This window comes from Nocardiopsis sp. Huas11, from assembly GCF_003634495.1.
Classification (GTDB): domain Bacteria; phylum Actinomycetota; class Actinomycetes; order Streptosporangiales; family Streptosporangiaceae; genus Nocardiopsis.
The window spans coordinates 5,184,551-5,211,248 of record NZ_RBKY01000001.1 but is presented as its reverse complement, the minus strand read 5'-3'; the positions used below and the strand labels follow the sequence as shown (position 1 = coordinate 5,211,248).

Genomic DNA, 26,698 nt, shown 5'->3' with positions numbered 1-26,698 from the left:
GTAACCGTGTTCCGCCGTTCCCATAGGCGTTTTCGTCATCCGGATGACATCTTTTCGACGGCCGTTCTCACGTTCGCGCAACCGTGAACGAGGGGATGTCGTCGACGAGCGTCCCCGGGGCCGCGGCACGCACCCGCGCGCCGACACCCGAGGGCGCGGTGAAGGGGCCGGGCAGCGGGGGAGCGGACCAGAAGCCGGCCGCGGTGTCCGCCTCGGGGGCGTGCGCTCCGTCCCCGTCCCCGTCCGCGTCCTGTCCCGGATCGGGCCCGGACGGCTCGGCCGCTCCGGGGGACCGGGCGATCGCGCCGACCCGCGCCAGGAGTTCCCGCCGCGCGCGCCCGCACCAGCGGGTCAGGGTGAAGGGGTCGCGGTCGGCCTCGCGGCCCAGCTCCGCCACGGCGGCGGCCAGGTGCGCACAGCGCCCCCGCCAGTCCTCGCACGAGCACGTGGCCACCACGTCGGCCCACCCCCGCGGCACCAGGTCCAGGCCCAGGACGGAGAACACCCGCGCCACCGCCGGCGGCAGCTCCCCGGCGAGCACACGCGCACGGAACACCGGCTGCGAGGCCAGCGCCGCGCAGGCGCGCTCCCACTCCTGGTCGGTCAGGACCGGGCGGATCAGGCTCACCTCGAAGCCGCCGCGCACCCGCGCGACCACCTCGCCCTCGCGCACCGCGAGCCGTTCGACCGCGGGCGCGGCCGGGCCGGCCGAGCCGACCGGGCCGGCCGAGCCGACCGGACCCAGGGCCTGTTCCAGCGACGCCGACCACGTTCCGCTCATCCGGCCACCGCCTCGGGCGCCAGGCGCACGACCTCGCGCAGGTCCGCCACCGAGAGCCCGGTCAGCCACTGCTCACCGGTGGCCACCGCCCCGTCGGCCAGCGCGCTCTTGCGTTCGATCATCTCGTCCACCCGCTCCTCCACGGTGCCCACGCACACCATCTTGCGCACCTGCACGTCCCGGCGCTGGCCGATCCGGAACGCCCGGTCGGTGGCCTGGTTCTCCACCGCCGGATTCCACCACCGGTCCACGTGCACGACGTGGTTGGCCGCGGTCAGGTTCAGCCCCGTGCCCGCCGCCTTGAGCGAGAGCAGGAACACCATCGGCCCCGAGGCGCTCTGGAAGTGCTCGGTCATCCGCTCGCGCTCGGCCCGCGGCGTCCCGCCGTGCAGCCACAGCACCGGCACGCCCGTCCGCGCGGCCAGATAGGGCGCCAGGCGCTCGCCGAACCGCGCGTACTGCGTGAAGCACAGGGCCTTGTCGCCCTCGGCCGCCGCCTCGCCCAGGATCGACTCCAGCCGGTCGAGCTTGCCCGAGCGGCCCGACAGCGCCGATCCGTCGCCCAGGAACTGCGCCGGGTGGTTGCAGATCTGCTTGAGCCGCGACATCGTCGCCAGCACCAGGCCCTTGCGCTCCTTCTCGTCGGCCTCGGACATGCGCTGGGCCATCTCGTCCACGACCGCCTTGTACAGGGACGCCTGTTCCGGGGTGAGCGTGCACCAGGTCCGCATCTCCTGCTTCTCCGGCAGGTCCGCGATGATGGAGCGGTCGGTCTTGAGCCGGCGCAGGACGAACGGCCCGGTCAGGCGCCGCACCAGGTCGGTGCCCGCGCCGGCCCGCGCGGGCGCGCCGTCGCCGTCGTCATCGCCGGCCACCGCGGCCTCGGCCGGATCGGCCACCGCGCGCTGGAAGTCCTGGGCCGAGCCCAGCAGCCCCGGGTTGGCGAACTCCATCACCGACCACAGCTCGCCCAGGTTGTTCTCCACCGGCGTCCCCGTCAGCGCGATCCGGGTGGCCGCGGGCAGGGACCGCACCGCGCGCGCCTGCCGCGTGGCGTGGTTCTTCAGTGCCTGGGCCTCGTCGCACACCACCCGGTGCCAGGGCAGCGCCGCCAGCTCGTCGTCGCGCGCGACCACGCCGTAGGTGGTCACCACCAGATCGCAGGCGCCCACCAGCCGCGCCAGGGCGTTGCCGCTCGGCCGGTCCGGCCCGTGCTGGACGTGCACGCGCAGGTCCGGCGCGAACCGGGCGGCCTCGCGCCGCCAGTTGCCCACCAGCGAGACCGGGCACACCAGCAGGGTGGGCCCCGGAGCCGGACCCTCGGCCCGCTCGTCGGCGAGCAGCGCCAGCAGCTGGACGGTCTTGCCCAGGCCCATGTCGTCGGCCAGGACCGCGCCCAGGCCCAACTCGCCCAGGAAGCGCAGCCAGGCCGCGCCCCGTTCCTGGTAGGGGCGCAGCGTCCCGGTGAACCCCGGGGGAGTGCCCATCGGCCGCGGCTCCGCCTTGGCCCCGCCGTCCAGCAGCGCGCCCAGCGGGCCGTCGGCCACCACGTCGGCGACGGGCAGCGCGACCCCGGGGTCCGCGCCGACCGCCATCCGCAAGGCCTGGTCCCGGCGCATGCTGCCCCGTTTGCGGAGCAGGTCCAGGGCGGCGCCGACCCGTTCGGGGTCCATCTCCATCCACCGGCCCCGCACGCGCACCAGGGAACGCTTGAGCCGGGCCAGTTCGGCCAGCTCCGCCAGTTCGGACTCCTCCAGCGGCCGGTCGGAGCCCGCGCCGCGCAGCAGTGCCTCGAAGGACACGTCGACCAGGTCGGTGGGCCCGACCCCGCCGCGCCGGCGCTTGCGCGGCTGGTCGTCGACGGCCATGCGCAGGGCGAGCGGGCTCCGACCGCTCCACTCGGGCAGTACGACCGCGAACCCCGCGGCGCCCAGCCGCGCCGCGGCCCGGCCCACGAACTCCTCGGCTCCGGCGGTGTTCAGCGGCAGCCGCGCCGGGGCGAGGTCGGACAGGGCGCGGTGCAGGACGGGGTAGTACCGGGCCGCGCGGCGCAGGTCCGCCAGCGCGGTCGTGCCGACGTCGTCGGGCAGCCACGCCGCGCCCTCGCCCAGCCACACCCGTTCCAGCGGCAGGCGCAGCCCCGGGTCGCTGTCCGAGCGCACCCAGAACTCCACCTGCCACGGGCCCTCCCGGTCGGGCTCGCGCAGCAGGAACAGCAGCCGTGCCCGGCCCGCGCCGCGCACGCGTTCGCGCCACTGGCGCAGCGGCCCGCGCAGCTCCTGCGCGGTGTCGGCGTCCACGCGCGTGTGTTCGCCGGTCAGCGCCGCCGCCAGCCGCGCGGCGGGCGCGGGTCCGTCCTGTCCGTTCGACGCGGGCCGCGGCGGCGCGGGCGCCAGGCGCCGGGCGGCGGCGTCGGTGAGCAGTTCCAGGGGCGCCAGGACGCACGCGCGGGCGGGCGAGGGGGAGTCGTGCCCGCGCAGATGGGTCCGCGCGCTGGGCGGCAGCGCGGCGGTGAGGGCGGCCAGGTGCTCCTCGGCGGTGTCCATCGGCGCGGGCCGCCAGCGCGCCCGGGGCGGGTCGCCCACGAGGTCGGGCAGGACGGCGCCGGCCCCCACGAGCCGCTCGGCGAAGTCGTGCACGGCGGCCAGGTGGACCAGGGAGGGACCCGGGACGGGGGCGTCGGCGTGCCCGAGGAACGGCAGCAGGAGGTCGGCGTCGGCGGCGGTCAGGGCCAGCCCGGGGACCCGCCAGGGGGACCGGGTCGCGTCCGCGTGCCCGGGAGCGGAGTCGGAGGGGAAGGGGCCGGCGCCGTCGCCGGGCAGGTCCAGGACCAGCTCGCTCGCCCGTGCCCGCTCGGCCACCGGGCCGGCCCCCACTGCGCCGAGCAGGGCGCGCAGGGCGTCCACGCCGGCGGCCCGGGGGTGCCGCGGGGGGTTGCCGCCCCGGGCGTGCGCCCCGCCCGCCCGGGCCGGGTCGCCGTCGGTCTCCCCCCACAGCACCAGAGCGTCCCTCACCCACGCGCCGTGCACGATGCGCACCAGGCCTCCCGTCATCGCCTCCACCGGCCCCAGTATCGCGGGGACCGACGACAGGCCGGGACGGGACCACTCTCAGTGCATCCCCGTGAGCCCCGCGGCATCGACCGACGGTGGGTCGTGGGCCCGCCCGGGAGGATCCGGTGCGGGCCCGGCGCTCACAACCGCTCGGGCACCTTGTTCCCGACCGCTTCGATGCCCTCGCGCATCCGGGTCCGCCACAGCAGGGCACCGCCGATGACGAAGAAGACGATGAGCGAGAGGATCGCGACCCGGTAACCGCCGGTGAGGCTCACCGCGATCGTCACCGCGAGCGATCCCAGGAACGTCGACCCCCGGTCCGAGATCTGGTAGAGGCTGAAGTACTCCGCCTCCCGGCCCGGCGGGATCAGCTGGGAGAACAGCGCCCGGGCCAGTGACTGGGTGCCGCCCAGGACCAGGCCGATGCCCACGCCCATCGCCACGAACAGCACGACGTTGCCCGCGGGCAGGAAGTAGGCCAGGGCGACCAGCAGGCACCACACCGCCAGGCTGCCCAGGACGGTGGCCTTGCTGCCCACCACCCGCGCCACGCGCCCGGCCAGGAACGCCCCGGCGAAGGCGACGAACTGGATGACCAGGATGGTCATGATCAGCGCGTCCTCCTCCAGGCCCAGGTCCTGGGTCGCGAACGGCGCCGCGTAGCGGATGGCCGCCTGCACGCCGTCGTTGAACAGGATGAACGCCAGCAGGAACAGGATGGTGTTCGGGTATTTGCGCATGTCGCGCAGGGTGTGCCAGAACTGGCGCAGCGACCCTCCGACGGCGCGCCCCGACCCCGATCCCGACCCCGCCGACGCCGCCAGGGCGCCGTAGCGGTTGCGCAGCGGCCGCAGGGACAGGACGGTGAAGCCGGCCCACCACAGGCCCACCGACACGAACGCGATCCGCACGGCGTGGCCGGTCTCCAGGCCCAGCGAGTCCGCCGAGAGCACCAGGCCCAGGTGGACGGCGAGCAGCAGGGCGCCGCCGAGGTAGCCGATGCCCCATCCGGTGACCGACACCCGGTCGCGCTCGTCCGCGGTGGCGATCTCGGGCAGGAACGCGTTGTAGACCACGATCGAGAGCCCGTACAGGACGTTGGCCAGCACGAACAGCACCGACGCCGCGTGGTAGCCGTCGGTGGCCGCGTACAGGCCCGCGGTGCACGCCGAACCGCCCACGGCCAGCCACAGCAGCCAGCGCTTCTTGTGCCGGGACCGGTCGACCATGGCGCCGACCGAGGGCAGCAGGAGGATCTGGAGCAGGATCGCCAGCGTGGTCAGCGCCGGGTAGAGCGCGTTGGGGTGCAGGGTGAACCAGTCCACGCCCAGCGGCGCCAGGGCCAAGGAGGAGTCCTGACAGGCCGCCGCGTCGGCGGCCCCGACCGAGGCGCACGCCAGGGTGCTCATGTACGGGCCGATGAGGACGGTCACCACGGACGTGATGAACACCGAGTTGGCCCAGTCGTACAGGTACCACCCGCGCTGTTCGCGTCTGCGCCGGCGCGGGTCGGAGGAGGGCGCGTTGTCCGCCCTGGGTGCGGGAGGGGCGTCGGCCATGGGGGACTATCCGTTCTGGAGGGTGCTGTCGGTACCGGGGGAGGAGCCGGACCACAGGCCGCGGCGGACCAGGACCTGCTTGAGCCCGAGCGTGTTGTCGGTGACGATGCCGTCCACGCCCGCGTCGATCAGGCGCTCCATCACCGCGGGCTCGTTGATGGTCCACACGTGGACCTGCAGGCCCCGCTGGTGCGCGGTGCGGATCAGGTCCCGGCTCAGCACCGGGAAGCCTCCGCGGCTCAGGGGGATCTGCGCGCAGTCCGGGCCCCGGCCGGCCAGGGGCAGCAGCGGCCGCCACAGCGAGGCCAGGCGCAGGCGCACCACGTCCAGGGGGCCGCAGGAGGTGGCGACGGGACGGTCGAACAGGCGGCGTGCGCGGTCGATCCGCCGCTGGTCGAAGGAGCCCACGCACACCCGCTCCCAGGCCCGCGTGCGGCGCAGGACGTCGAGCAGGGGCTCCACCGCCGCGTCCGACTTCAGGTCGATGTTGAACCGCGCCTGGGGCCAGGCGCCGAGCAGGTCCTCCAGGACGGGGACGGGCTCCTGGCCCGCCACGCGGGCCTGCGCGACCCGGCGGTAGGGCAGGTCGCCGATGGCGCCGTTCATGTCGGTGGCGCGGTCCAGCGTGTGGTCGTGGAAGGCCATGAGGACGCCGTCGCTGGTGGCGTGCACGTCCGTCTCCAGGTACGTGTAGCCCAGGTCGACGGCGTGCTGGAAGGCGACCGCGGTGTTCTCCAGCTCGGTCCGGCGGACCCCCCGGCCATCGGTGAACCAGCCGCCGCGGTGGGCGAGCGCCAGCGGAGGGCGGGAGGAGAGGTAGGCGTCTGTCACGACGCCAGTATGCCCGGTACGCGTCGCGGGCGGCGGGCCGTCCCCGACCGGGCGCTTACGCGCAAAGCTGGAATGCCAGGTGGCACACGAGGGTTCGGGGCGCTCCTGGCAGGGGTGAAGGCGAGTGTCCGCCCCATGGAAGGAAGCTGTTCATGTCGCACTCCCGGCCCCGTCACTCCTGCCCCCGGCCCCTCTGCCACCGCGACTCCCTCTCCCACCGCCCCGTCACGACCCCCGCCCGCACACCGCTGGGCCGCCCGGCCACGGCCCGCTGCGGCGCGGCCCTGCGCGGGCACCGCACCCCGAACGAGGTGCACCTGCTGGCCCAGCGCGTGGCGGAGGTGCTCGTGGGCCGGCGCACGCCCGAGGCCCTGCGCGACCAGCTCGCGGTGCCCGTGCGCGAGGAGCTGCGGCGCCTGCGCGGGTCGGTGCCCTGCGCGCTCGCGCCCCGGCTCACCCGCGTGTTCCACCAGGCGCTGCCCGGACCCGCCGTGGAGGCCAACGCCGTGATCATGTGCGAGGACCGCACCCGGGTCTTCGCCTTCCGCGCCCGCCGCGAGGGCGGCCGGTGGGTGTGCACCAGCCTGGAGACCGACATCTCCCGGCGCGCGCGGTGAGCACGCCGGACCGCCGTGGACGGCCCGCCGTCGGCCCCTCTCCGCGCAGCGTGAAACCGTTCCTATTCAGTGTGCAGGAGTGGGTGTTGGGCCCATCTGCTGTCACTGCGCGCGTCCCGAACGGTGCTGGACGCGCTGGTTCCCCGCGTTCTCTCCTCCCCTGCCCGGCCGCGCGCATCGTGTGCGCGTTCCGTGGCAGGGCGGCGGGGTCCCTCACGCCCCAAGGACCCTGGTTCGGTCTGGACGGTCCGAGGCCCGCCACCATCACTCCGGTGGTGGCGGGGCGGTGCCGTCCGACGCCGAATCGGGTGCCCCAGGGCGCGCCTGCCAATGGCCACCGCGGCGGCGTCATGGCGAGTCATCGTGCGTGTGCTGCTGTGCAAGGGCTTGGCCCAGTGCCGGGCGCCCCACTTCGAGGTGTAGGCCGGATCGACGGCCACGACCGCGAGCCCGAATTCGGCGGCCATCGACACGATCCGGGCGCGGAGCCTGGCGATGGGCATGGCGGAGATCAACTGCCGGAAGCGCTTCCTGCGGCCGTGCTTCTCCCGGGTCTTGCCGGTGGCGAAGTCCAGGTCCTCGATCGCGATCGCCTGTACGCCGGTGCGCTGGGTCCAGTGCAGCAGCCCGGTCAAAGCGTGTCGGACCTGGGCGTCACGGTGCGCAGCACGACCGGTCAAGTCGAAGGAGAACCGCTCAGGGTCCCCGACCGGGTTGCCGTGCGGGTCGAGCCGGTAGGCGGCCAGATGGTCGGCGTTCATATCCACACCCACCACCCCCTTCGCACGGGCCGCCGCCAACGGCAGGGCCCGCGCCTTGGGCCGGGTCCAGGAAGCAGTGATGTACCACCGGCCCCGCTCCACATCGAGGTGGATCCGGTAGGCCACCGCCCGATTCGCTTCGACACGGTCGGCCCACTCGGCACCGCGATGCGCGAACGCCACCCGGCAGGAGAGCACGTACCGGCCGTGCGGGGCGTTCGCCAGATACTCCAGCGGAGCCGGGAGCCGGATCGACACCCGCCCGTCCGGGGTGAGGCGGATGGTCTCGTTGCCGTACCGCTTACCGGACTCCCCATCGGCCTGGAGGAAGAACCGCCCGGCCTCCCACCGGTTGCGCCAGTCGGCTTCGGTGAGCTGCGCCTGCTCCAGGTGGTGACGCGCGTTGAGCAGCCGCTTACCGCCCCGCACCACATGCACGATCCCGGCTTCCCAGTCCTGGCGCACCTGGGCCAGACGGTCTTTGAGGCAGGCCAGGCGGCGGGACTTGGCGTGCCACTCACGCCGGGTGCGGTACCCGCCCGGGGCGCGTTTGGTGCCCTTCTCCCCCAGGGGGAGGGAGAGCCGGTGCTCCAGCATCCGGATGCCCGCTTGGAGCTTGTGCAGGTGAGCGGCCTGGCTGCGGCGGGCCAGCGCCCACTGGTCGTGGGTGGCCTTGGTGATCGACCCCGCCCACCGCGACGACGACCTCGCGGTCAACTCCCGTTTACGCGCCGCCCAGGTATCGGCGTCGTGGTCGCGCCCCTGACGGCACCGGGTCGCCAGGTCACCAGAAGCCAGCGAGCCCAGATGGGCACCCACCACACGCAGAACCTGCTCATCGGCCGGTGTGAGGTGTGTGAGCCGGTCGCGGACCGCCACCCCGGTCGGGCCCGGGACCACAGAGGGGGCGCCAATGGACCGCAACCGAGTCGTGTCGCGCTGCACCACGAGCCCCACCTCACGAACGTGTCCTGGTACGTGTGTTCGATCACAGAAGCTAGCAGTGCGGGCGGGGTCGTGTCCGGCGAACACGGAATATCGAGGACGGCGTCCCCGTCCAGGCTCGGGTGCTCCGGGCACACGCACGAGCACGACCGCGAGTTCGCAACCGAGGCGGGTCGATGACCACTCATGCATGGGCAAGGACACTCATGCACACTCAACCGACAACAGTCCCCAACCCCCTGGATTTCCCCTCAACGGCGCGGATAGGGTCCACCGGACACGCCCCGGCCCGACCGCCGGAGGCCCCCAGGCCCACAGAAGGAGGAGGCGGCCCGGCTCCACCCCCGTCCGGGCCGCCGACGATGCATGAAACCCGTTGACATCGCCCGCCTGCACAGCCTCGGCGCACCCACCGTGTCCCCCGACGGCCGCCGTGCGGTCTTCACCCTCACCCGCCCCGACCTGGAGAAGGACACCTACACCAGTGCCCTGTGGGCCGTGCCCACCGACGGCTCGGCGCCGCCCGCCCGCCTCACCCGGGGGGACCGGGACAGCGCCCCCGCGTACTCGCCCGACGGGCGCTGGATCGCCTTCCTGCGCGCCGACGACGACCAGCGCCCCCAGATCCACGTGCTGCCCGCCGACGGCGGCGAGCCCTGGAAGGTGACCGACCACCCCCTGGGCGCGGGCGAGATCGCCTGGAGCCCCGACTCCACCCGGATCGCCCACACCGCCCGCGTGCCCGAGCCCGGGCGCTACACCGGCGGCGATCCGGGCAAGGAGCTCCCGCGCCGCATCACCGAGCTCAAGTACCGCCTCGACGACCTCGGCTTCACCAACGACCGGCGCAAGCACGTGTTCGTCACCGCTCCGATCGACCCCTCCGGCGTGGTGGGCGAGCCGGTCCGCGTCACCGGTGCCGACACCGACCACTCCGGCCCGCAGTGGAATCCCGACGGCTCCGAGCTGGTGTTCTGCGCCGCGCTGCACGAGACCCGCGACACCGACCTGGTGGTGGACGCGTGGGCGTGCGCGCCGGAGGAGGGCGCCGAGCCGCGCCGGGTGAGCGCCGGCGACCTGGACGTCCACGCGGCGCGCTTCTCCCCGGACGGGGCCACCGTGTACTTCCTGGCCGACGAGCTCGGCCCGGATCTGATCGACTTCGTCGGGCAGACCACGGCCGCTTGGTCGGTGCCGGCCGACGCCTCGGCCGCGCCCACGCGGCTGACCCCCGGCGAGGGGCCCAGGCTCCAGGTGGCGCTGCGGGTGAGCGCGGACGGACTGCTCACCCTGGCCGAGAACCGGGGCGCGGTCGACCTGGTGCTGGTGCCCTTCGACGGCGGCGTGCGGCGGCTGTCCGCCGGCGAGGCGCAGACGCAGTCCCTCGACCACGTGGAAGGGTCCGACGGCGGCGTCACCGTCGCGGTCGTGGCCGACGGCCGTACCAGCGGCGAACTGGTCCGGGTCACGGAGAACGGCGAGCACCGGCTCACCGACTTCGGCGAGATCGACCCGCTGCCGATGGCGGAGCTGACCGCGCACACCGATGACGGCTACCCCGTGCACGGGTGGGTGACGCTCCCCGAGGGGGAGGGCCCGCATCCCGTGGTGCTGATGATCCACGGCGGGCCGTTCTCGCAGTACGGGCACCAGCTCTTCGACGAGACCCAGGTCTACGCCGCCGCCGGGTACGCGGTGCTCATGTGCAACCCGCGCGGGTCCTCCGGCTACGGGCACGAGCACGGCCGGTCGATCATCGGCTCGGTGGGCGCGACCACGGCGACCGACGTCCTGGCCTTCCTGGACGAGGCGCTCAAGGACGACCGGTTGGACGCCTCGCGCGTGGGGATCATGGGCGGCTCGCACGGCGGGTTCATGACGACGTGGATCGCCGCCCACCACGGCGGGCGGTTCCGCGCCGCGATCAGCGAGCGCGCCGTCAACGCGCTGGACAGCTTCCACGGCTCCTCGGACATCGGGGCGTTCTTCCCCGGTCCGCTCTACGGCCCGCCGCAGGCCTGGGAGAGGGAGAGCCCGCTGACCTACGCCGACCGGATCGAGACGCCGTTCCTGATCATCCACTCCGAGCACGACTGGCGCTGCCCGGTGGAGCAGGCGCAGCGGCTGTTCGTGGCGTTGCGCACACGCGGGCACGAGACCGAGATGCTGCTCTTCCCGGGGGAGGGGCACGAGATGTCGCGTTCGGGCCTGCCCAGCCACCGGGTGGCCAGGTTCGACGCGATCCTGGAGTGGTGGGGCCGCCACCTGTGACCGGTGGGGCCGGGGTCGCCGCGACCCCGGCCCCTGAGTGGTACATGTCACTCAGACGGCTCGTATGACCTTGTTTTGACGTGCCTTGATCGGGAAGAGAAAAAGCCCGATTCTCCCGTGGGGCGGGCGATGTCGACGCGCGGGCGTGATCGTGCAGGTCAGGGGGTTGCCCAAGGCAAGGTAACGAAAAGGTCGCGCCCGGGTCGGGAATGAATTAGTGTTCCCTCCAGACCGGAACGCCCCGATCTGTCATCACCTGGGTGACGGCGTCCGGTCTCCGTCGCGCTCTGCTCGCCTTGTCCGTCTTGTCCCAGGAGCAGAGGCCGCCGCAGACAGCCGGCTCGCCCCCTGCGGCCCACACGCCGCCGCCGGACCCCCCTCCCACACATCCCCACGCACCTGCCACAGGTGTGCCTTCGGGATGTCCTGCGCCGGTAGACGGGAGTGGGAGGAAGGCAGTCGGTCCAGTGACCCGCACACCCCGTTCGCGTGCCCTGCGCCGTGGCGCCACGGTCGGCACCGTCGCTCTGAGCGCCCTCGTCCTGTCCTCGGGCCTGGCCATGGCCGAACCCACCCAGGAGGAGGCCCAGGAGCGCTACGAGGAGCTCCAGCAGGAGCTGTCCGAACTCAACGAGGCCTACAACCAGGCCCAGGAGGACCACGCGGCGGCCGAGGCCGAGGTCGAGGAGGTCGAGGGCCAGTTGGAGACGGCCCAGGAGGAGCTGGACGAGGTCTCCGGGCAGGCCGCCAACATCGCCCAGTCCGCCTACGTCGGCGCCGACTACAGCACCTTCGGCGTCCTGTTCGGCGTCTCGCCCGACGACTCCCTGCAGAACATCGCCGACCTCGACTTCCTGTCCGTGGGGCAGGAGATCGTGCTGGAGGACTACGTCGGAGCGGTCGACCGCTTCGAAGGGCTCAAAGGCCAGGCCGAGGAGGCCGAGACGGCCGCCGCCGAGGCGCTGGAGGCCGCCGAGGCGGCCCAGGAGGAGGGCGAGACCGCGCTGGAGGAGCAGGAGGAGCTCGTCGCCGAGCTCGTCGCCGAGCTCGCTCCGCAGCCGGCCGCCGCCCCGTCCGCCGGGGAGACCGCGGAGGCCGCCGCGGCCTCGGGCGACGTCCAGGCCGTGCTGGACTTCGCCCGCGCCCAGATCGGCAAGCCCTACGTGTGGGGCGGAACCGGCCCGGACTCCTATGACTGCTCCGGTCTGGTCCAGGCCGCCTGGGCGCAGGCCGGTGTCAGCCTGCCCCGGACCACCTACGACCAGGTCAACGCCGGTACGCCCGTCTCCCGCGACCAGCTGCAGCCGGGCGACCTGCTGTTCTTCTACAGCGCCTCGGCGCCCAGCCACGTGGGGATCTACTCCGGCAACGGAATGATGATCCACGGGTCCAACCCCTCCAAGCCGCTGGAGGAGATCGACCTGGCCTCGTACTGGGACAGCGTCTTCACCGGCGCGGTCCGCGTGGGCTGACCGGCGCGGCGGCGCGGCGGCGCGGGCAGCGGGCGTGGCCCGGGGCGGGGGTGGCCGCCACCGCCCCGGCCGCGTATCCTTCCGCGAATGGGACGTCTTCTGCTCAGGATCGCCGCGGGTGTCGCGGCCGTGATGGTGCTCTTCTGGCTCCTGTCCATCGTGGTCGGCCTGCTGGTGTGGATCGTGATGATCGCGGCCGTGGTCGGCGTCGTCTGGCTGGGCGTCAAGATGCTCAGGTCCGACACCACCGGTCCGGGGCGTTGAGCCCGGCCGGAAGGGACGCGTCGTGCTCCGGGGGGGCGCGGCGCGTCCGACGCGCGTCCGCGTCCGCGTCTCGTCGATACCGATTCGTGACACATGGGTGATCAGCACCACATGGAGACGCCAAACAGGGCTACAGTGACTCTGTGTCACTGAATAAGTACGTAGGGTGCGATGGTGTCTCCCATCGAGGCCGGGTGGAACGTGTCCCGACCCGCGTCTTCCGCAACGACTGGGGTGCGCTGACACCGCCCGCCCCGGGGCGCTGGACACCCGAGATGCGGGTCAGCGTGGTCATCGCGGCCCGCGGCGGCCAGCGCCGCCTCGACCTGGCCCTGGCCTCCCTGGCCGCCCAGACCTACCCCGGTGACCTGATCGAGGTCGTGGTCGTGGACGACCACTCCTCGCCGCCCCTGCGACTGCCGGCCCTGCGCCCCGAGCACTGCCGGATCCTGGCCGCCCCCGACGGCGGCTGGGGCGCCGGGTTCGGGCGCTCCTACGGCGCCCACGCCAGTACCGGCGACATCCTGGTCTGGATGGACGCCGACATGATCGCCGCCCCCGCCTTCATCGAGGCGCAGGCCCGCTGGCAGCACGTCCACGCCGAGTGCGTCACGCTCGGCCGGGTCCGCTTCGCCGACACCGGTCCGGGCCACCCCACCGAGGTGGTGTCCCTGGCCCGGGCCGGCCGGCTGCACGACGCGCTCGACACCGGCCGCCACCACGAGTGGATCACCCACCTGCTCGCCACCAGCGACGACCTGCGCGACGCCGACCACCTGGGCTTCCACGCCTACATGGGAGCGGCCGCCGCCCTGCGCCGCAGCCTGTACGAGGCGGCCGGCGGGGTGGACCCCGACCTGGACCTGGGCCAGGACACCGAGTTCGGCTACCGCCTGTGGCAGGCCGGGGCCGTCCTGCTGCCCGAACCCGCCGCGACCGCCTGGCATGTCGGCCGCGCCACGCCCTCCCGCACCCGCCTGCCCTCCGAGCGCTTTCGCACCGAGGCCCTGGCCGAACTCATGCCGCATCCGCACGCCTACCGCGAGCGGGTCCCCGCGCACCGGCGCCGCGTCCCGCTCGTGCACGCCGTGGTCGACGTCCGCGGCGCCTCCTACGACCTCGTCCGAGGCTGCGTCGACCGCCTCCTGGACAGCGCCGAGACCGATCTGGTGCTGACCCTGGTCGCCGACTGGGAGGGCGCGGGCCACGGCCCGGCGGGGGCCGGCGGACCGCACCTGGACCTGCGCCTGGTCCAGGCCAACTACCTGCGCGAGCCGCGGATCACCTTCGCCGGAACGCCGCCGCTCACCGGCTTCCCCTCACCGTTCCTGCTCCAGGTGCCCGTCGCGTGGGGGCTGGGCCAGGTGGCCCTGTCCCGACTCCTGGCCAGCGCCGAGCGCCACCGGTCCGGGCTCACCGAGCTCTTCCCCGCGGCCTCGCCCTCCCACGACGCCGGCGTGCGGCTGTGGCGCACCAGGGCGCTGGCCCGGGCGCTGCGCGTGCGCCAGGACGGAGAGGACCTCGCCGACGTGGTCGCCGCCCTGCACGGGCGCTACCGCATCCACGCGGGGGAGGACACGCTGGCCGACCTGTCGCTGTACCGGTCGGTCCCGCCGCCGCCCCGCACCGAGACCGGTCCCTGCGCCCGCGGCCCCGCGGTCGCCGTGCCCGGACAGGCCGGCCCGGGAGCACCGCGCTCGCCCGGCGCGGCCGCGGACCGGCGCGATCGCCGGGCGGGAGCGGAACAGGAGGGGCCCGCCTCGGCGCCGGGAGCGTCCGTGCCCGAGGGCGGCCCGCGGCCGACCGGCGTGCGGGCCCGGGTCGCCGCCGCCTGGCGCCGGATCCTGTGCCGGGGCCGCGGGCCCGAGCGCGTGTGAGGCGAGCGGGGGAGGGGCGCCGCCGGGCCCGGTCAAATCCAGGTGAGTTCTGTGCCATGGCCCGCGGTGTCGCGCCCTGCCCGGTGGCATGGCCGGGATGATGGCTTCCGACCCGCAATCGCGGATCGTTCGGAAGGGTTCTCGCTCGTCTATTCCGAAGTCTGACGTGACTCCACGTCCATGTCGATGATGCGGACGAAGGGGCAGGCGGCGCGAGGACGCACCAAGCCAGGAGGAACACGATGTCGGTACGCCACACACGCCTGACCGCCGCCGCGACGGCCGGACTCGCACTCGCCCTGATCGGGCCGATGGCCGCCCAGGCGCACACCACGGTGGCGGAGGACCTGGCCGCGGCGAAGAGCGCGTTGAACCAGTACAAGGACGAGTACCGGGCCGTCGCCGACGGCTACCTGCCGACCGACGAGTGCGCGCAGAGCCCGGCGGGGGTGATGGGGTACCACTACGCCAATCCGGAGCTGATCGACCGTGAGCTGGACCCGCTGACGCCCGAGGTCCTAGTGTACCAGCCCGACGGCTACGGCGGCCGCAAGCTCGTGGCCGCGGAGTACTACTACGTCGACGCCGACCAGGACGTCACCACCGACGACGACCGCCCCTCCCTCTTCGGGCAGCCGTTCGACGGCCCCGACCCGGGGCAGGCGCCTGGCCTTCCCGTCAACTACACGCTGCACGTGTGGTTCTGGCAGGACAACCCGGACGGCCTGTTCGCCGCGTGGAACCCGGCGGGTTCCTGCGAGGTCTGACCCGGACGCGGCCCGCGGGCGTGACGGACACGCGCGCCCGCGCGGTGCCCGTCACGCCGAGCGTGCTCCCGGCCCGGCTCAGTCCTGCGAGCCGAGCGAGTCGATGGACTCCAGCAGCTGCTCGCGCAGCGCCTCGTTGACCGGAGTGGAGCCCGTCTCCTCCGAGACCAGCTCCTGGCCCTCGGGGCTGACCACGTAGCGCAGGAAGGCCTGGACGCGCTCGGTGGTCCGCGGGTCCTCGTACTCCTCGCACACCGCCTCGTAGCTCACCAGCACCAGCGGGTAGCTGCCGGGCTCGGTCGTGCCGTAGTCCAGTGCCAGCGCCAGGTCGTGCTCACTGGCGTTCTCCTCCCGGCGGGGGGAGTCGGCGACCACCTGCGCCGCGGCCTCCGGGGAGATCTCCACGAACTCGTCCCCCACGCCCACCGCGACCGTGGACATGTCGTGCACGTGCGACATCTCCACGTACCCGATGGCGCCCTGGGCCCGACCGACCGTGTCCGCGATACCGCTGTTGCCCTGCGCGGACTCGCGCGGCGTGATCGGCCACATGCCGTCCGCCTCGTGCGGCCAGGCGTCCGGAGCGGCCTCCTGCAGGTACCGCGTGAAGTTCTCCGTGGTGCCGGAGTCGTCGGCGCGGTTGACCGGGGTGATCGGCAGGTCGGGCAGGTCCACGTCCGGATTGGTCTCGGCGATCTCCGGATCGTCCCAGTGCGTGATCTCCTGGTTGAAGATCTTCGCGATCGTGTCCGGCCGCAGGTCCAGCGAGTCCACACCCTCCAGGTTGAACACCACGGCGATGGCCACCACGTACGCGGGCAGGTTGAGGGTGTTCGAGCCCCCGCAGCGCTCCAGCGCGTCGGTGTTCTCCTCGGGCGTGAACGCGGCGTCGGTGCCGGCGAAGTCGACCGCGGCGTCGATGAACTGGCTGCGTCCGCCGCCCGAACCGATCGAGTCGTAGTACACGCGCGCGTCGTCGCACGCCGACTGGTAGCCCGCGATCCAGGTGGTCATCGCGTTCTCCTGGGCGCTGGACCCCGAGCCCGAGAGACTGCCGGAGAAGCACTCCAGGTCCGCGGGCGCCGGCAGGGACTGCGACCCCGGCAGGGCGTCGTCGCTGCCGCAGGCGGTGGCCGCCAGCAGCAGGCCGGCCAGCGCGGCCGAGGCCGCACCCCGGTGGGCGCCGAGCGGACGCTGGGCTCGGGTCTGGGTGCGCGAACGCTTCTTGGACGGCACGACTGGATCTGTCCCCTTCATCGGTGTCGGTGGTCCTCCAGTGTGATCACCGCGCGCGGGCGCTTCCGGGGCGCGTCGCCGCAGGTGATGGAACACCGCCGAGAATTTAACCATTCGCGTGCCGCGGCCTTGACCCGGGTCCCGTGCGCCACGGATCCGCCGACCGCGAGGCGGCATGCATGACACGCGGGCGGGACGGGCACGGATCATCCGTGAAGAGCACCGACGACACGTCCGCGGACACCGCTCCGACGTCAACCTACCGTCTCCAACTGGGCCCCGGGTTCACCCTGTCCGACGCCACCGACCGGCTCGACTACCTGCACCGCCTCGGTGCGGGCGCCGTCTACCTGTCCCCGATGCTCACCGCGGCCCCCGGGTCCACGCACGGCTACGACGTGGTCGATCCCGCCGGGGTCGCGCCCGTCCTGGGCGGCGACACCGCCCGCGCCGCCCTGGCCGACAAGGCGCACGGCCTCGGCCTGGGCGTGGTCGCCGACATCGTGCCCAACCACATGTCCGTGGCCCAGCCCGCCGCCAACCCCTGGTGGTGGGACGTCCTCGAGCACGGCCGGGCGTCGGTCTTCGCGCGCTGCTTCGACATCGACTTCGACCGGGGGCCGATCCTGGTGCCCGTCCTGGCCGACGACGGCGACGGCGGCCGGTCCGCCCTGGACGACCTCACCGTCACCGACGGCTGCCTCGTCTACCACGACAAGCGCTACCCGCTGGCCCCCGGCACCCACGTGCCCGGCGCGCCCGTCCAGCAGATGCACGAGCGCCAGCACTACCGCCTGGTGTCGTGGCGCCGCGGGGACGCCGAGCTCACCTACCGCCGCTTCTTCGACGTCAACGAGCTGGCCGCCGTCCGCGTGGAGGACCCCGGTGTGTTCGACGCCACCCACGCCGAGATCCTGCGCTGGGCCGAGCTCGGCCACCTCGACGGACTGCGCGTGGACCACGTGGACGGACTCACCGACCCCGGCGGCTACCTGCGCCGCCTCGCCGAGCGCTTCGACGGGTGGATCGTGGTGGAGAAGATCCTCGCCCCCGACGAGGACCTGCCCCCGTCCTGGCCCGTGGCGGGCACCACCGGCTACGACGCCCTGCGCGAGATCTGCGGGGCGTTCACCGACCCCGGCGGCGAGAGCGCCCTGACCGGGCTGGCCCGTGAGCAGGGCGTGGAGACCGACACCGGGGCCGCCGACCACCGCGCCCGCCACCAGGCCGCCCACGAACTGCTGCGGGCCGAGGTCCGCCGCATCGCCGCCCTGCTGCCCGCCCAACCGCCCGCCACCACCCCCCGGCCCTCGGCCATGGCGGCCCGCCAGCGCGAGGACGCCGTCGCCGAGCTGCTCTGCGCCTTCGACGTCTACCGTTCCTACCTGCCCGAGCGCGACGACGCCTGGACGCGCGCCGTGCGCCGCGCCATCGACCGCCGTCCCGACCTCGCCTTCGACCTGGAGGTCATCGACCGCCGTGTGCGCGCCGACCCCCGGGGCGAGGCCGCGCGGCGCATCCAGCAGACCAGCGGCATGGTCGTGGCCATGGGCACGGAGAACACCGCCTTCTACCGCGCCACCCGCTTCGTGGCCCTCAACGAGGTCGGCGGCGACCCCGGGCGCTTCGCCGTGGACCCCGACGAGCTGCACGCCGCCGCGGCCCGGCGCGCCGCCGCCCGTCCGCACACCATGACCACCCTGTCCACTCACGACACCAAGCGCTCGGAGGACGTGCGGGCCCGCCTGGCCGCCGTCTCCGAGGTGGCCGAGGACTTCGCCGACGCCGTCCGCCGCTGGACCTCGCGCCGCCCCCTGCCCGAACCCGCCCTGAACCTGCTCGGCTGGCAGACCCTCGTCGGCGCCTGGCCCATCGGCACGGACCGGCTCGCCGAGTACCTGCTCAAGGCGGCTCGCGAGGCGCGCCTGGGCACCTCCTGGACCGAGCCCGACACCGGCTTCGAGGAGGCCGTGCGGGCCTGGCCCGACCAGGTGCTGGGCGACGCCGACCTGCGCGCCGAGGTCGCCGCGATGGCCGGGTCGGTGGTGGCGCCGGGGTGGAGCAACTCGCTGGGCTACAAGGCCGTCCAGCTCCTGGGCCCCGGCGTTCCCGACCTCTACCAGGGGACCGAGCTGTGGGACCTGTCCCTGGTGGACCCCGACAACCGCCGACCCGTGGACTGGGCGGCCCGTGCCGCCCTGCTCGAACGGATCGAGGCGGGATGGCGCCCGCCCGTGGACGCCACCGGCGCCGCCAAGCTGCACCTCGTCCGCACCTGCCTGCACGTGCGCCGCGACCTCGACCCCGCCGGCCACCTGCCGCTCACCGCCACCGGGACGGCCGCCCGCCACGCCCTGGCCTTCGCCCGCACCTCGCGCGGCGGCGCCCGCCCCGACCTGGCGGTGGTCGCCACACGGCTGCCGATCACGCTGGCCGAGACCGGCGGCTGGGGGGACACCTCGCTCGCCCTGCCCTCGGGGCCGGGCGTATGGACCGACCGGCTCACCGGCCGCGCCCTGGCACCCGCCACCGCCGACGGGCTCACCCTGGCCGGGCTCGCCGACCTGCTCGACCACTACCCCGTGGCCGTCCTGGTGCGGGAGTGAACGGAACCGGCGCCGGCCCGGCTACGCTGGGCGCGATCATGGCGCGAGAGAACACCACACACCACACCGGCCCCCGCCTGCGCATGCCCGACCGGGTCGCGGCGGCGCTGGCCTGTCCCGTCTGCGGCGACGGGCTCGACCGCGGGCCGCGCGGGCTCGCCTGCGGCCGGGGGCACGCCTTCGACATCGCCAGGGAGGGCTACGCCGCCCTGCTCACCGGGGCCACGCCACCGGGCACCGGCGACAGCAAGGAGATGGTCGCCGACCGCGTGCGCTTCCAGGACGCCGGCCACTACGACCCGATCGGCCGTGCCCTGGCCGAGGCCCTCGCGGCGACCGGCCCGGCGCCCCTGGTCGCCGACGTCGGCGGGGGCACCGGCCACTACCTCACCCAGGTGCTCGACGCCCGGCCCGACACCGTCGGGCTGACCCTGGACGTGTCCAAGTTCGCCGTGCGCAGGGCCGCCCGCGCCCACGAGCGCGGCGGAGCCGTCACCGCCGACACCTGGCGGCCGCTGCCGCTGCGCACCGGATCGGTCGACGCCCTGCTCAACGTGTTCGCCCCGCGCAACGCCGCCGAGTTCCGCCGCGTCCTGCGCCCGGGCGGGGCGCTGATCGTGGTCACCCCCGACACCGACCACCTCGCCGAGCTCCGCGCGCCCCTGGGCCTGCTGGAGGTGGACCCGCGCAAGGACGAGCGCCTCGCCGAGTCCCTGCACGGCGACTTCGCCCCGGCCGGGGTCCGGCCGCTGCGCTTCACCATGGCGCTCACCCACGACGACGCCGCCACCGTCGTGGGCATGGGCCCCAGCGCCCGCCACGTCACCCCCGCGGACCTGCGCGAGCGGATCGCCGCGCTGCCCGCCCCCGTGGCGGTGACCGCGTCGGTGCGGCTGCACACCTACCGGCCGTGCTGAGGCCCCGGACCGACGAGTCGAGTGCCGGCACCGATGCCGGCGCGACGGACCCCGTCGGCCGATGGCTGCGCGGGCACGCACGCATCGTCGACGCCGTCGTGGTCACCGCGGTGTTCGGCTACAACCTGCTCGTCATCGGCCCCTTCCCGCCACCGGAGGGCCGGCCGGACTTCTTCGCCCTGCTCGCCGTCTCCTTGCTGCTCTGCGCGCCCTACCCGTTCCGGCGCCGGTACCCGTTCACGGCGTTCGGCCTCATGCTCGGGGCGGCGTGCGCCCAGATTCCGGTCGCGGCCGGCTCCGTCAACGGCATCCTGGCCGCCGACGTCATGCTCGTGTTCGCGGTCCACCACATCGCGACCCGGTTCCGGTGGACCGTCGGCGTCCCGGCCGCCGCCCTGGTGGCGGTGTGGCTCTGCCTGGCGGCCGTGCCGATGCTGCGCGCCGGGTACATGTCGCTCGACACGGTGGTCCTGCTCGTCATGGTCATCGTGTGGGCCTGGACCTGGGGCACTCTGGTCCGGGTCCGCCGCGCCCACGTCGCCGGTCTGCGGGAGCGGGCCCTGCACCTGGAGCGGGAGCGGGACACGCAGGCCACCATCGCCGCGGCGCGGGAGCGCGCCCGCATCGCCCGGGAGATCCACGACGTCGTCGCCCACAGCCTGGGCGTGATGGTGGTCGTCGCGGACGGGGCGTCGAGGACGGTCCACACCGCACCCGAACGCGCGCGGGAGGCGATGGTGAGGGTGCGCGACACCGGGCGCACGGCGATGACGGAGACGCGGCGGATGCTCGACGTCCTGCGCGACGACGAGCCAGGAGAACCCGAACTCGCCCCGCAGCCGGGGATCGCCCGGTTGGAGCACCTGGTCGAGGACGCCCGCGCCGCAGGGCTCCCGGTGACACTGTCGGTGGAGGGTGAACCGGTGGCGCCGGCGCCGGGCCCGGACCTGGCGGTGTACCGCGTGGTGCAGGAGGCGCTGAGCAACGTCCGCAGGCACGCCGGTCCGTCGCTGACCCGCGCCGAGGTCGCCCTGGCCTACCGGGGCCACGAGATCGAGGTGCGCGTCACCGACGACGGACGCGGGAGCGCCGGCGCCGGCCCGGCCGGGGGAGGGCACGGGCTCGTGGGGATGCGGGAGCGGATCGCCGCGTGCGGGGGTACCTTGCACACGGGAGGGCGTCCCGGGGGCGGGTTCGAAGTGCTCGCCGTGGTTCCGACCGGAGGTGGACGGTGACGACCCGGATCGTGCTGGTCGACGACCAGGAGATGTACCGGTGGGGATTCCGGATGGCGCTGGAGTCCCGGCCGGAGTTCGAGGTGGTCGCCGAGGCGGACGACGGCGACACCGCCGTGGAACTGCTCCGCTCGGTGGAGGCGGACGTGGTGCTGATGGACGTGCGCATGCCGCGGATGGACGGCGTCGAGGCCACCCGCCGCATCCGCGCCGGGGACGGTCCGCGCGTGCTCATCCTCACCACCTTCGACCTGGACGAGTACGCCTACGAGGCGATCCGCGCCGGGGCGAGCGGGTTCCTGCTCAAGGACGCCCCCTTCGAGGAGGTGGCCGCGGCGATCACCCACGTGCGGCAGGGCGACGCGGTCGTGGCTCCGAGCACGACCCGCAGGCTCCTGGACCGCTTCGCCGCGCTCCCGCCCGCGCCGGAGGAGCCCCGTGCCCGTGCGGCGGCGCGGACGCTCGCCCGGCTCACCGACCGGGAACGGCAGGTCCTGCGCCTGGTCGCGCGGGGGATGGCGAACGCGGAGATCGCCGCGGAGCTGGTCATCGCCGAGGGGACCGTCCGCGTCCACGTCAGCCGCGTCCTGGCCAAACTCGGCCTGCGCGACCGGGTCCAGGCCGTCGTCCTGGCCTATGAGACCGGCGTGGTCGAGGCCGGCCGGGACTGACCGCGCCGCCGCCTATGCGCCGTGCATAGCCGAAGATAGGCCTGTGGGCAGACGCCCCGCGGCCCCGCCGCGACGACAGTGGACACCATGTCCCTGATCGTCTCCACAGAGAAGCTGACCAAGAGGTACGGCGGGCGCTCCGTCGTGGCCGACCTGGACCTGCGCGTCCCCGAGGGCTGCGTGTACGGGTTCCTCGGACCCAACGGATCCGGCAAGTCCACGACGATGAAGATGCTGCTCTCCCTCATCCGGCCCAGTGAGGGCGAGGTGCGGATCATGGGCCGGCCCATGAACCGGCGCACCCGGCGCGAGCTCCTGGGCGGCATCGGGTCGCTCATCGAGTCCCCGCCCGGGTACGCGCACCTGACCGGGCGGGAGAACATGCGCGTGGTCCAGCGCCTGCTCGCCCTGGACGACCGGCAGGTCGACCTCGCCGTGCGGACCGTGCGCCTGCAGGACCAGATGGACAAGAAGGTGCGCGAGTACTCCCTGGGAATGCGCCAGCGCCTGGGGATCGCCATGGCGCTGGCCCGCCGACCCCGGCTGTTGATCCTGGACGAGCCGACCAACGGCCTCGACCCCGCCGGCATCGAGGAGATCCGCGGCCTGTTGCGCCGGCTCACCGACGGCGGGGTCACGGTCATGGTCTCCAGCCACCTGCTCGGCGAGATCGACCGCACCGCCACCGTGCTGGGCATCCTCGCCCACGGCCGCCTGATCTTCCAGGGCACGCGCCACGAACTCCTGGCCGCCTCCACCCCCGACGTCCTCATCGACTGCACCGATCCGCGCGGGGCGCACGAGGTGCTCGGCCGCGAGTACGGCGGCGGCCTGGACGGCGGGACGCTGCGCCTGCCCGGCCTGGGTGACGCGGCCACCGCAGGCGCCGTCGCCGCCCTGGTCGGCCAGGGCATCGGGGTGCACGGCGTGCGGCGTGAGGAGCAGTCGCTGGAGGATGTGTTCATGGACCTCACCGAGGGAGGCGGCCTGTGAGGACGGCGACGGTGAGGACGGCGACCGTGGCCAACGAGTTCGCCAAGATGCGCCACCTGCGCGTGGGGTGGTTCCTGGGACTACTGCTCATCGGCGTGGTCGCGGTGACGGTGTTCTCGTGGGTGTCGATGATCGCCTCCGCCGACACGCCGGCTCCGGACGACCACGTGTGGCGGTCCGTCCTGGCCGGCCTCGGACTCGCGACGACCCTCCTCGCGCCGGTCCTGCTCGCGGTCCTGGCCAGCCGCCAGGTCGAGATCGAGCACCGCGGCAACGGGTGGATCCTCTCGGCCGTCTCCGGAGCCACCCCGGGCCGGCTCTGCCGGGCGAAGTTCCTCGCCCTGGGCTCCCTGGTCGTGGCCGTCGCCATCGCCTCTTGCCTGCTCCTGGTCGCCTTCGGCCTGGCGGCCGGAGCGCAGGCCCCGGTCCCGGTCGGGCGGTGGCTGGCCTACACCGCCTCGGTGGCCGTCGTCCACCTGGCCGTGCTGGCCTTCCACCTCCTGCTCTCCGCCAGGGTCGAGAACCAGCTCGTCTGCCTCGGCGTCGGCGTGCTCGGCGTCCTCCTCGGGACGTTCGGCGCCGCGCTCCCCGTATGGGCCCGCCACCTGACGCCGTGGGGCTACTACGCGCTCATCACACCCGCGGACTACGTCGGCGCCGAACTGGTCTACCTCGACCCGCACCACACCAGCGTGATCGCCCTCGCCGTCGTCGGCGGCGGGCTGTTCCTGGTCACCACCGCCCGCTTCGACCGGCAGGAGGCCTGAACCATGGGATCCGTCCACGCCGAGTTCCTCAAACTCCGGCGCTCCCTGAGCTGGGGCGTCGTCGTGCTCCTGCCGGTGATCGTGGTGCTGGCGGGCGCGATGGCCGCGTTGGCGCCCGGAGCCGCCCTCACCGACGGCTGGCACACGCTGTGGATCAGGTCGATCGGCTTCCACGGCATGGCGCTCCTGCCGGTCGGCATCGCGCTCCTGGCCTCGCTCGTCTGGCGGGTCGAGCACGCCGGCGGCAATTGGAACGCGCTCATGAGCCGGCCCGTGCCCACGACGCGGCTGGTGATCGCCAAGGCCGCGGCGGTCGCCGTCCTGGCCGCGGTCACGCAGGCGGTCCTGGTCGCCGTCGTGATCGCGCTGGGCACGTTCGTCTTCGGGCTCCCGGGCACGCTTCCGGCGCGGTACTGGGTCAGCAGCGCGGTCGTCATCGTCGCCTGCGTGCCGGTGGCCGCTCTGCAGTCCGGCCTGTCGGCCCTGCTGCGCTCGTTCGCCGCCCCGGTCGCCCTCGCGTTCGTCCTCACGGGGCTCTCGACCCTGCTGCTCATGACCGGGGCCGAAGCCGCGTCCGTGCTGCCCTACGCCCTCGCCACCCGGGCCACCCAGCTCGGGACCGTCCTCGGCTCCGGTGAGGCGACGAGCTTCGCCGCCGCCACACTGAGCGTCGAGGGCGTCCTGTTCCTCGTCTTGACGTCGGTGGCGATGACCGTCGTCATCGTGGGCGTCACGGCCGCGGTGCTCGACCGCCGCGACACCCGGACCTGAGCGGCGGCGGGGTCACGGGCCGCCGAGTTCGGCGGCGAGGCCGGGGTCGCGCATGCCGGGAATGGCATAGCCCTCGTCCTCGTCCCACGGAACGTCCAGATCGTCCAGGTGCACCCGCCACTCGGCGCCCGGCAGGGCCCGGCGCAGCTCGGTCAGGGAATCCAGGACGTGGACCAGCACCGACAGCATCCGCTCGGGGTCGCCGAGCATCTTGGTGAATCCGGCCGGCAGCTCGCCCGGAGCGGGGTCGTCGTGCAGGAAGAGGCTCTCCTGGTCCTGGTAGGGAAAGGAGTCCTGGTGGGCGGCGTTGACGCGCGCGATCTCGGCCGACTCGGCCGCCGTCGGCGGCTCCGCCCGGTGCGCGCTGTAGTAGAGGGAGACACTCATGCGGCGAGCGTAGCCGCGAGGGCCGACACCAGGCCGGCCGCACACCGCTCCGGCACGGAGGCGGAGCGCTCGCGTGAACCGCCGCGCACCGGGGTAGATCACCCTCCGTGAGCGAACTGGAGACCGTTTCCACCACCACGACGCCCGGACGCGGGGTGGACGGCGACTTCGCCGTCTGGGCGCCCCACGCCACCCGCGTCACCCTGCGTGCCGACGGCGCCGACCACCGCATGCGGCGCGGCGACGACGGCTGGTGGCGCGCCACCGTCGACACCGCCGGCCCCGGCACCGACTACGCCTACCTCCTGGACGAGGACCCCCGGCCGCTGCCCGACCCGCGCTCGCTGTGGCAGCCCGGCGGCGTCCACGCCGCCAGCCGCGTCTACGACCACGCCGCCCACGCCTGGACCGACTCCGCTTGGAACGGCCGCGCCCTGCCCGGCGGCGTGGTCTACGAGCTGCACGTGGGCACCTTCACCCCCCAGGGCACCCTGGCCGCCGCCGTCGAACGCCTGGACCACCTGGCCGACCTCGGCGTCACCCACGTCGAACTCCTGCCGCTCAACGCCTTCGACGGCACCCACGGCTGGGGCTACGACGGCGTCCTGTGGTCGGCCGTGCACGAGCCCTACGGCGGCCCCGACGCGCTCAAGCACTTCGTCGACGCCGCCCACGCCCGCGGCCTGGCCGTCCTGCTCGACGTCGTCTACAACCACCTGGGACCCTCGGGTGCCTACCTGCCCCGCTTCGGGCCCTACTTCTCCGGGGAGAACGCCTGGGGCCCCTCGCTCAACCTCGACGGACCCGACTCCGACCCCGTGCGCCGCCACGTCCTGGACGGCGCGCTCGGCTGGCTGCGCCACTTCCACCTGGACGGACTGCGCCTGGACGCCGTCCACGCCCTGCACGACGACCGCGCCACACCGCTGCTCGCCGCGCTCTCCGACGAGGTCGAGGCGCTGTCCGCGGCCCTGGGCCGGCCGCTGACGCTGATCGCCGAGTCCGACCGCAACGACCCCCGCACCGTCGCGCCCCGCGAGGCGGGCGGCCTGGGGATGCACGCCCAGTGGTCCGACGACCTCCACCACGCCCTGCACGTGGCCCTGACCGGCGAGACCCACGGCTACTACGCCGACTTCGACGACCCCGAGGCGCTGCCGACCACCCTGACCCGCGCGTTCTGGCACGCGGGCACCTACTCCTCCTTCCGCCGCCGCACCCACGGAGCGCCCGTGGACACCGTGCGCGTACCGGGCCACCGCTTCCTCGGCTACCTGAGCAACCACGACCAGATCGGCAACCGCGCGCGCGGCGACCGCATGGGCGAACACCTCTCGCCCACGCTGCTGGCGTGCGGCGCCGCCCTCGTCCTGTGCTCGCCCTACACGCCCCTGCTGTTCATGGGCGAGGAGTGGGGCGCCACCACGCCCTGGCCCTTCTTCGCCTCCTTCACCGACGCCGACCTGGTGGAGGGCGTACGGCGGGGCCGCCGGCGCGAGTTCGCCGCCCTGGGCTGGGCCGAGGAGGACATCCCCGACCCCATGGACCCCGCCACCCGCGACTCCGCCGTCCTGGACTGGGACCAGCGCGACCAGGGGCACCACGCCCTGCTCCTGGAGACCTACCGCTCCCTCATCGCCCTGCGCCGCGACGAACCCGAACTGGCCGACCCGCGCCTGGACCGGTTCGAGGTCGTGGTGAGCGGGGACGGCCGCCGGCTCGTCCTGGTCCGCGGCGGCCTGCGGGTCGTGTGCAACCTGGACCCGGTCGGCGCCGAGATCGAACTCGACGCCCCGCCCCGCGAACTCCTGTTCGCCAACGGCCGCCCGCGCGTGCACGGCACCCAGGTCGACCTGCCGGGGGAGTGCTTCGCCGTGCTGCGGCTGTGAGCGGGCCGCTCCTGGGTCGTCCGGT

General features: G+C 74.0%; 21 protein-coding genes. 14 read left to right on the top strand and 7 right to left on the bottom strand.

Annotation, left to right across the window (positions count from 1 at the left end; genetic code table 11):
* Positions 1–67: 67 nt before the first annotated feature.
* From DFP74_RS23545 to DFP74_RS23530, 4 genes are all read right to left on the bottom strand, one after another.
* Positions 68–781 (bottom strand): hypothetical protein, encoded by a 714-nt coding sequence (locus DFP74_RS23545; protein ID WP_233571122.1) that lies wholly within the window; start codon positions 779–781, stop codon positions 68–70.
* Positions 778–3,819 (bottom strand): DEAD/DEAH box helicase, encoded by a 3,042-nt coding sequence (locus DFP74_RS23540; RefSeq protein WP_199725935.1) that lies wholly within the window; start codon positions 3,817–3,819, stop codon positions 778–780. Before DFP74_RS23540 ends, DFP74_RS23545 begins: the two co-directional genes overlap by 4 nt.
* Before the next feature lie 155 nt (positions 3,820–3,974).
* On the bottom strand, positions 3,975–5,396 hold the full coding sequence (locus DFP74_RS23535; protein ID WP_121184814.1) for an MFS transporter: 1,422 nt from the start codon (positions 5,394–5,396) through the stop codon (positions 3,975–3,977).
* Between the two features lie 6 nt (positions 5,397–5,402).
* Positions 5,403–6,227 carry a glycerophosphodiester phosphodiesterase gene (locus DFP74_RS23530; RefSeq protein ID WP_121184812.1) on the bottom strand — a complete coding sequence of 275 codons (825 nt, stop codon included), beginning with the start codon at positions 6,225–6,227 and terminating at the stop codon, positions 5,403–5,405.
* A 152-nt stretch (positions 6,228–6,379) separates the two neighbouring features.
* Between DFP74_RS23530 and DFP74_RS23525 the strand changes: the two genes are divergently transcribed.
* Entirely contained in the window at positions 6,380–6,844 is a 465-nt protein-coding gene (locus DFP74_RS23525; protein WP_121184810.1) for an Rv3235 family protein, read from the top strand.
* Between the two features lie 62 nt (positions 6,845–6,906).
* Here DFP74_RS23525 and DFP74_RS23520 read toward each other — a convergent pair whose 3' ends face one another.
* The gene (locus DFP74_RS23520) at positions 6,907–8,427 is read right to left on the bottom strand and encodes an IS200/IS605 family accessory protein TnpB-related protein (protein ID WP_233571121.1); all 1,521 of its coding nucleotides are present in this window, start codon (positions 8,425–8,427) and stop codon (positions 6,907–6,909) included.
* Between the two features lie 489 nt (positions 8,428–8,916).
* Here DFP74_RS23520 and DFP74_RS23515 point away from each other — a divergent pair, with 489 nt between their 5' ends.
* The 5 genes from DFP74_RS23515 (at position 8,917) to DFP74_RS23500 (ending at position 15,201) form a co-directional block, all read left to right on the top strand.
* Positions 8,917–10,821, top strand: coding sequence for a S9 family peptidase (locus DFP74_RS23515; protein WP_121184808.1), 1,905 nt, complete (start codon positions 8,917–8,919; stop codon positions 10,819–10,821).
* Positions 10,822–11,288: 467 nt separating this feature from the next.
* Positions 11,289–12,293, top strand: coding sequence for an NlpC/P60 family protein (locus DFP74_RS23510; protein ID WP_121184806.1), 1,005 nt, complete (start codon positions 11,289–11,291; stop codon positions 12,291–12,293).
* A gap of 87 nt (positions 12,294–12,380) precedes the next feature.
* Positions 12,381–12,557 (top strand): DUF4175 domain-containing protein, encoded by a 177-nt coding sequence (locus DFP74_RS34000; RefSeq protein WP_147453905.1) that lies wholly within the window; start codon positions 12,381–12,383, stop codon positions 12,555–12,557.
* A gap of 194 nt (positions 12,558–12,751) precedes the next feature.
* Positions 12,752–14,434 carry a glycosyltransferase gene (locus DFP74_RS23505; RefSeq protein WP_121184804.1) on the top strand — a complete coding sequence of 561 codons (1,683 nt, stop codon included), beginning with the start codon at positions 12,752–12,754 and terminating at the stop codon, positions 14,432–14,434.
* Positions 14,435–14,676: 242 nt separating this feature from the next.
* Entirely contained in the window at positions 14,677–15,201 is a 525-nt protein-coding gene (locus DFP74_RS23500; protein ID WP_121184802.1) for a hypothetical protein, read from the top strand.
* Positions 15,202–15,279: 78 nt separating this feature from the next.
* Here DFP74_RS23500 and pstS read toward each other — a convergent pair whose 3' ends face one another.
* A complete protein-coding gene (gene pstS, locus DFP74_RS23495; protein ID WP_121184800.1) occupies positions 15,280–16,458 on the bottom strand; it encodes a phosphate ABC transporter substrate-binding protein PstS in 1,179 nt (392 codons plus the stop codon).
* 158 nt (positions 16,459–16,616) lie between these two features.
* Here pstS and treY point away from each other — a divergent pair, with 158 nt between their 5' ends.
* The 7 genes from treY to DFP74_RS23460 all read left to right on the top strand — a co-directional run bounded on the left by treY (position 16,617) and on the right by DFP74_RS23460 (position 24,397).
* Complete coding sequence (gene treY, locus DFP74_RS23490; RefSeq protein ID WP_121184798.1) at positions 16,617–19,043, top strand: malto-oligosyltrehalose synthase; 2,427 nt, start codon at positions 16,617–16,619, stop codon at positions 19,041–19,043.
* Between the two features lie 38 nt (positions 19,044–19,081).
* Positions 19,082–19,960, top strand: a complete 879-nt coding sequence (locus DFP74_RS23485; RefSeq protein ID WP_121188464.1) for a putative RNA methyltransferase — start codon at positions 19,082–19,084, stop codon at positions 19,958–19,960.
* Complete coding sequence (locus tag DFP74_RS23480; RefSeq protein WP_199725761.1) at positions 19,954–21,195, top strand: sensor histidine kinase; 1,242 nt, start codon at positions 19,954–19,956, stop codon at positions 21,193–21,195. The genes DFP74_RS23485 and DFP74_RS23480 overlap by 7 nt, the downstream gene beginning before the upstream one ends.
* Positions 21,192–21,866 carry a response regulator transcription factor gene (locus tag DFP74_RS23475; protein WP_121184796.1) on the top strand — a complete coding sequence of 225 codons (675 nt, stop codon included), beginning with the start codon at positions 21,192–21,194 and terminating at the stop codon, positions 21,864–21,866. Before DFP74_RS23480 ends, DFP74_RS23475 begins: the two co-directional genes overlap by 4 nt.
* 87 nt (positions 21,867–21,953) lie before the next feature.
* On the top strand, positions 21,954–22,859 hold the full coding sequence (locus tag DFP74_RS23470; protein WP_121188462.1) for an ABC transporter ATP-binding protein: 906 nt from the start codon (positions 21,954–21,956) through the stop codon (positions 22,857–22,859).
* 11 nt (positions 22,860–22,870) lie between these two features.
* Positions 22,871–23,626: an ABC transporter permease gene (locus DFP74_RS23465; protein ID WP_121184794.1), complete on the top strand. Its 756-nt coding sequence runs from the start codon at positions 22,871–22,873 to the stop codon at positions 23,624–23,626.
* A gap of 3 nt (positions 23,627–23,629) precedes the next feature.
* A complete protein-coding gene (locus tag DFP74_RS23460) occupies positions 23,630–24,397 on the top strand; it encodes an ABC transporter permease (protein WP_121184792.1) in 768 nt (255 codons plus the stop codon).
* 12 nt (positions 24,398–24,409) lie between these two features.
* Here DFP74_RS23460 and DFP74_RS23455 read toward each other — a convergent pair whose 3' ends face one another.
* Positions 24,410–24,784: a hypothetical protein gene (locus DFP74_RS23455; RefSeq protein ID WP_121184790.1), complete on the bottom strand. Its 375-nt coding sequence runs from the start codon at positions 24,782–24,784 to the stop codon at positions 24,410–24,412.
* 107 nt (positions 24,785–24,891) lie between these two features.
* Here DFP74_RS23455 and treZ point away from each other — a divergent pair, with 107 nt between their 5' ends.
* The gene (gene treZ / locus DFP74_RS23450; RefSeq protein WP_121184788.1) at positions 24,892–26,673 is read left to right on the top strand and encodes a malto-oligosyltrehalose trehalohydrolase; all 1,782 of its coding nucleotides are present in this window, start codon (positions 24,892–24,894) and stop codon (positions 26,671–26,673) included.
* Positions 26,674–26,698 lie beyond the last annotated feature (25 nt).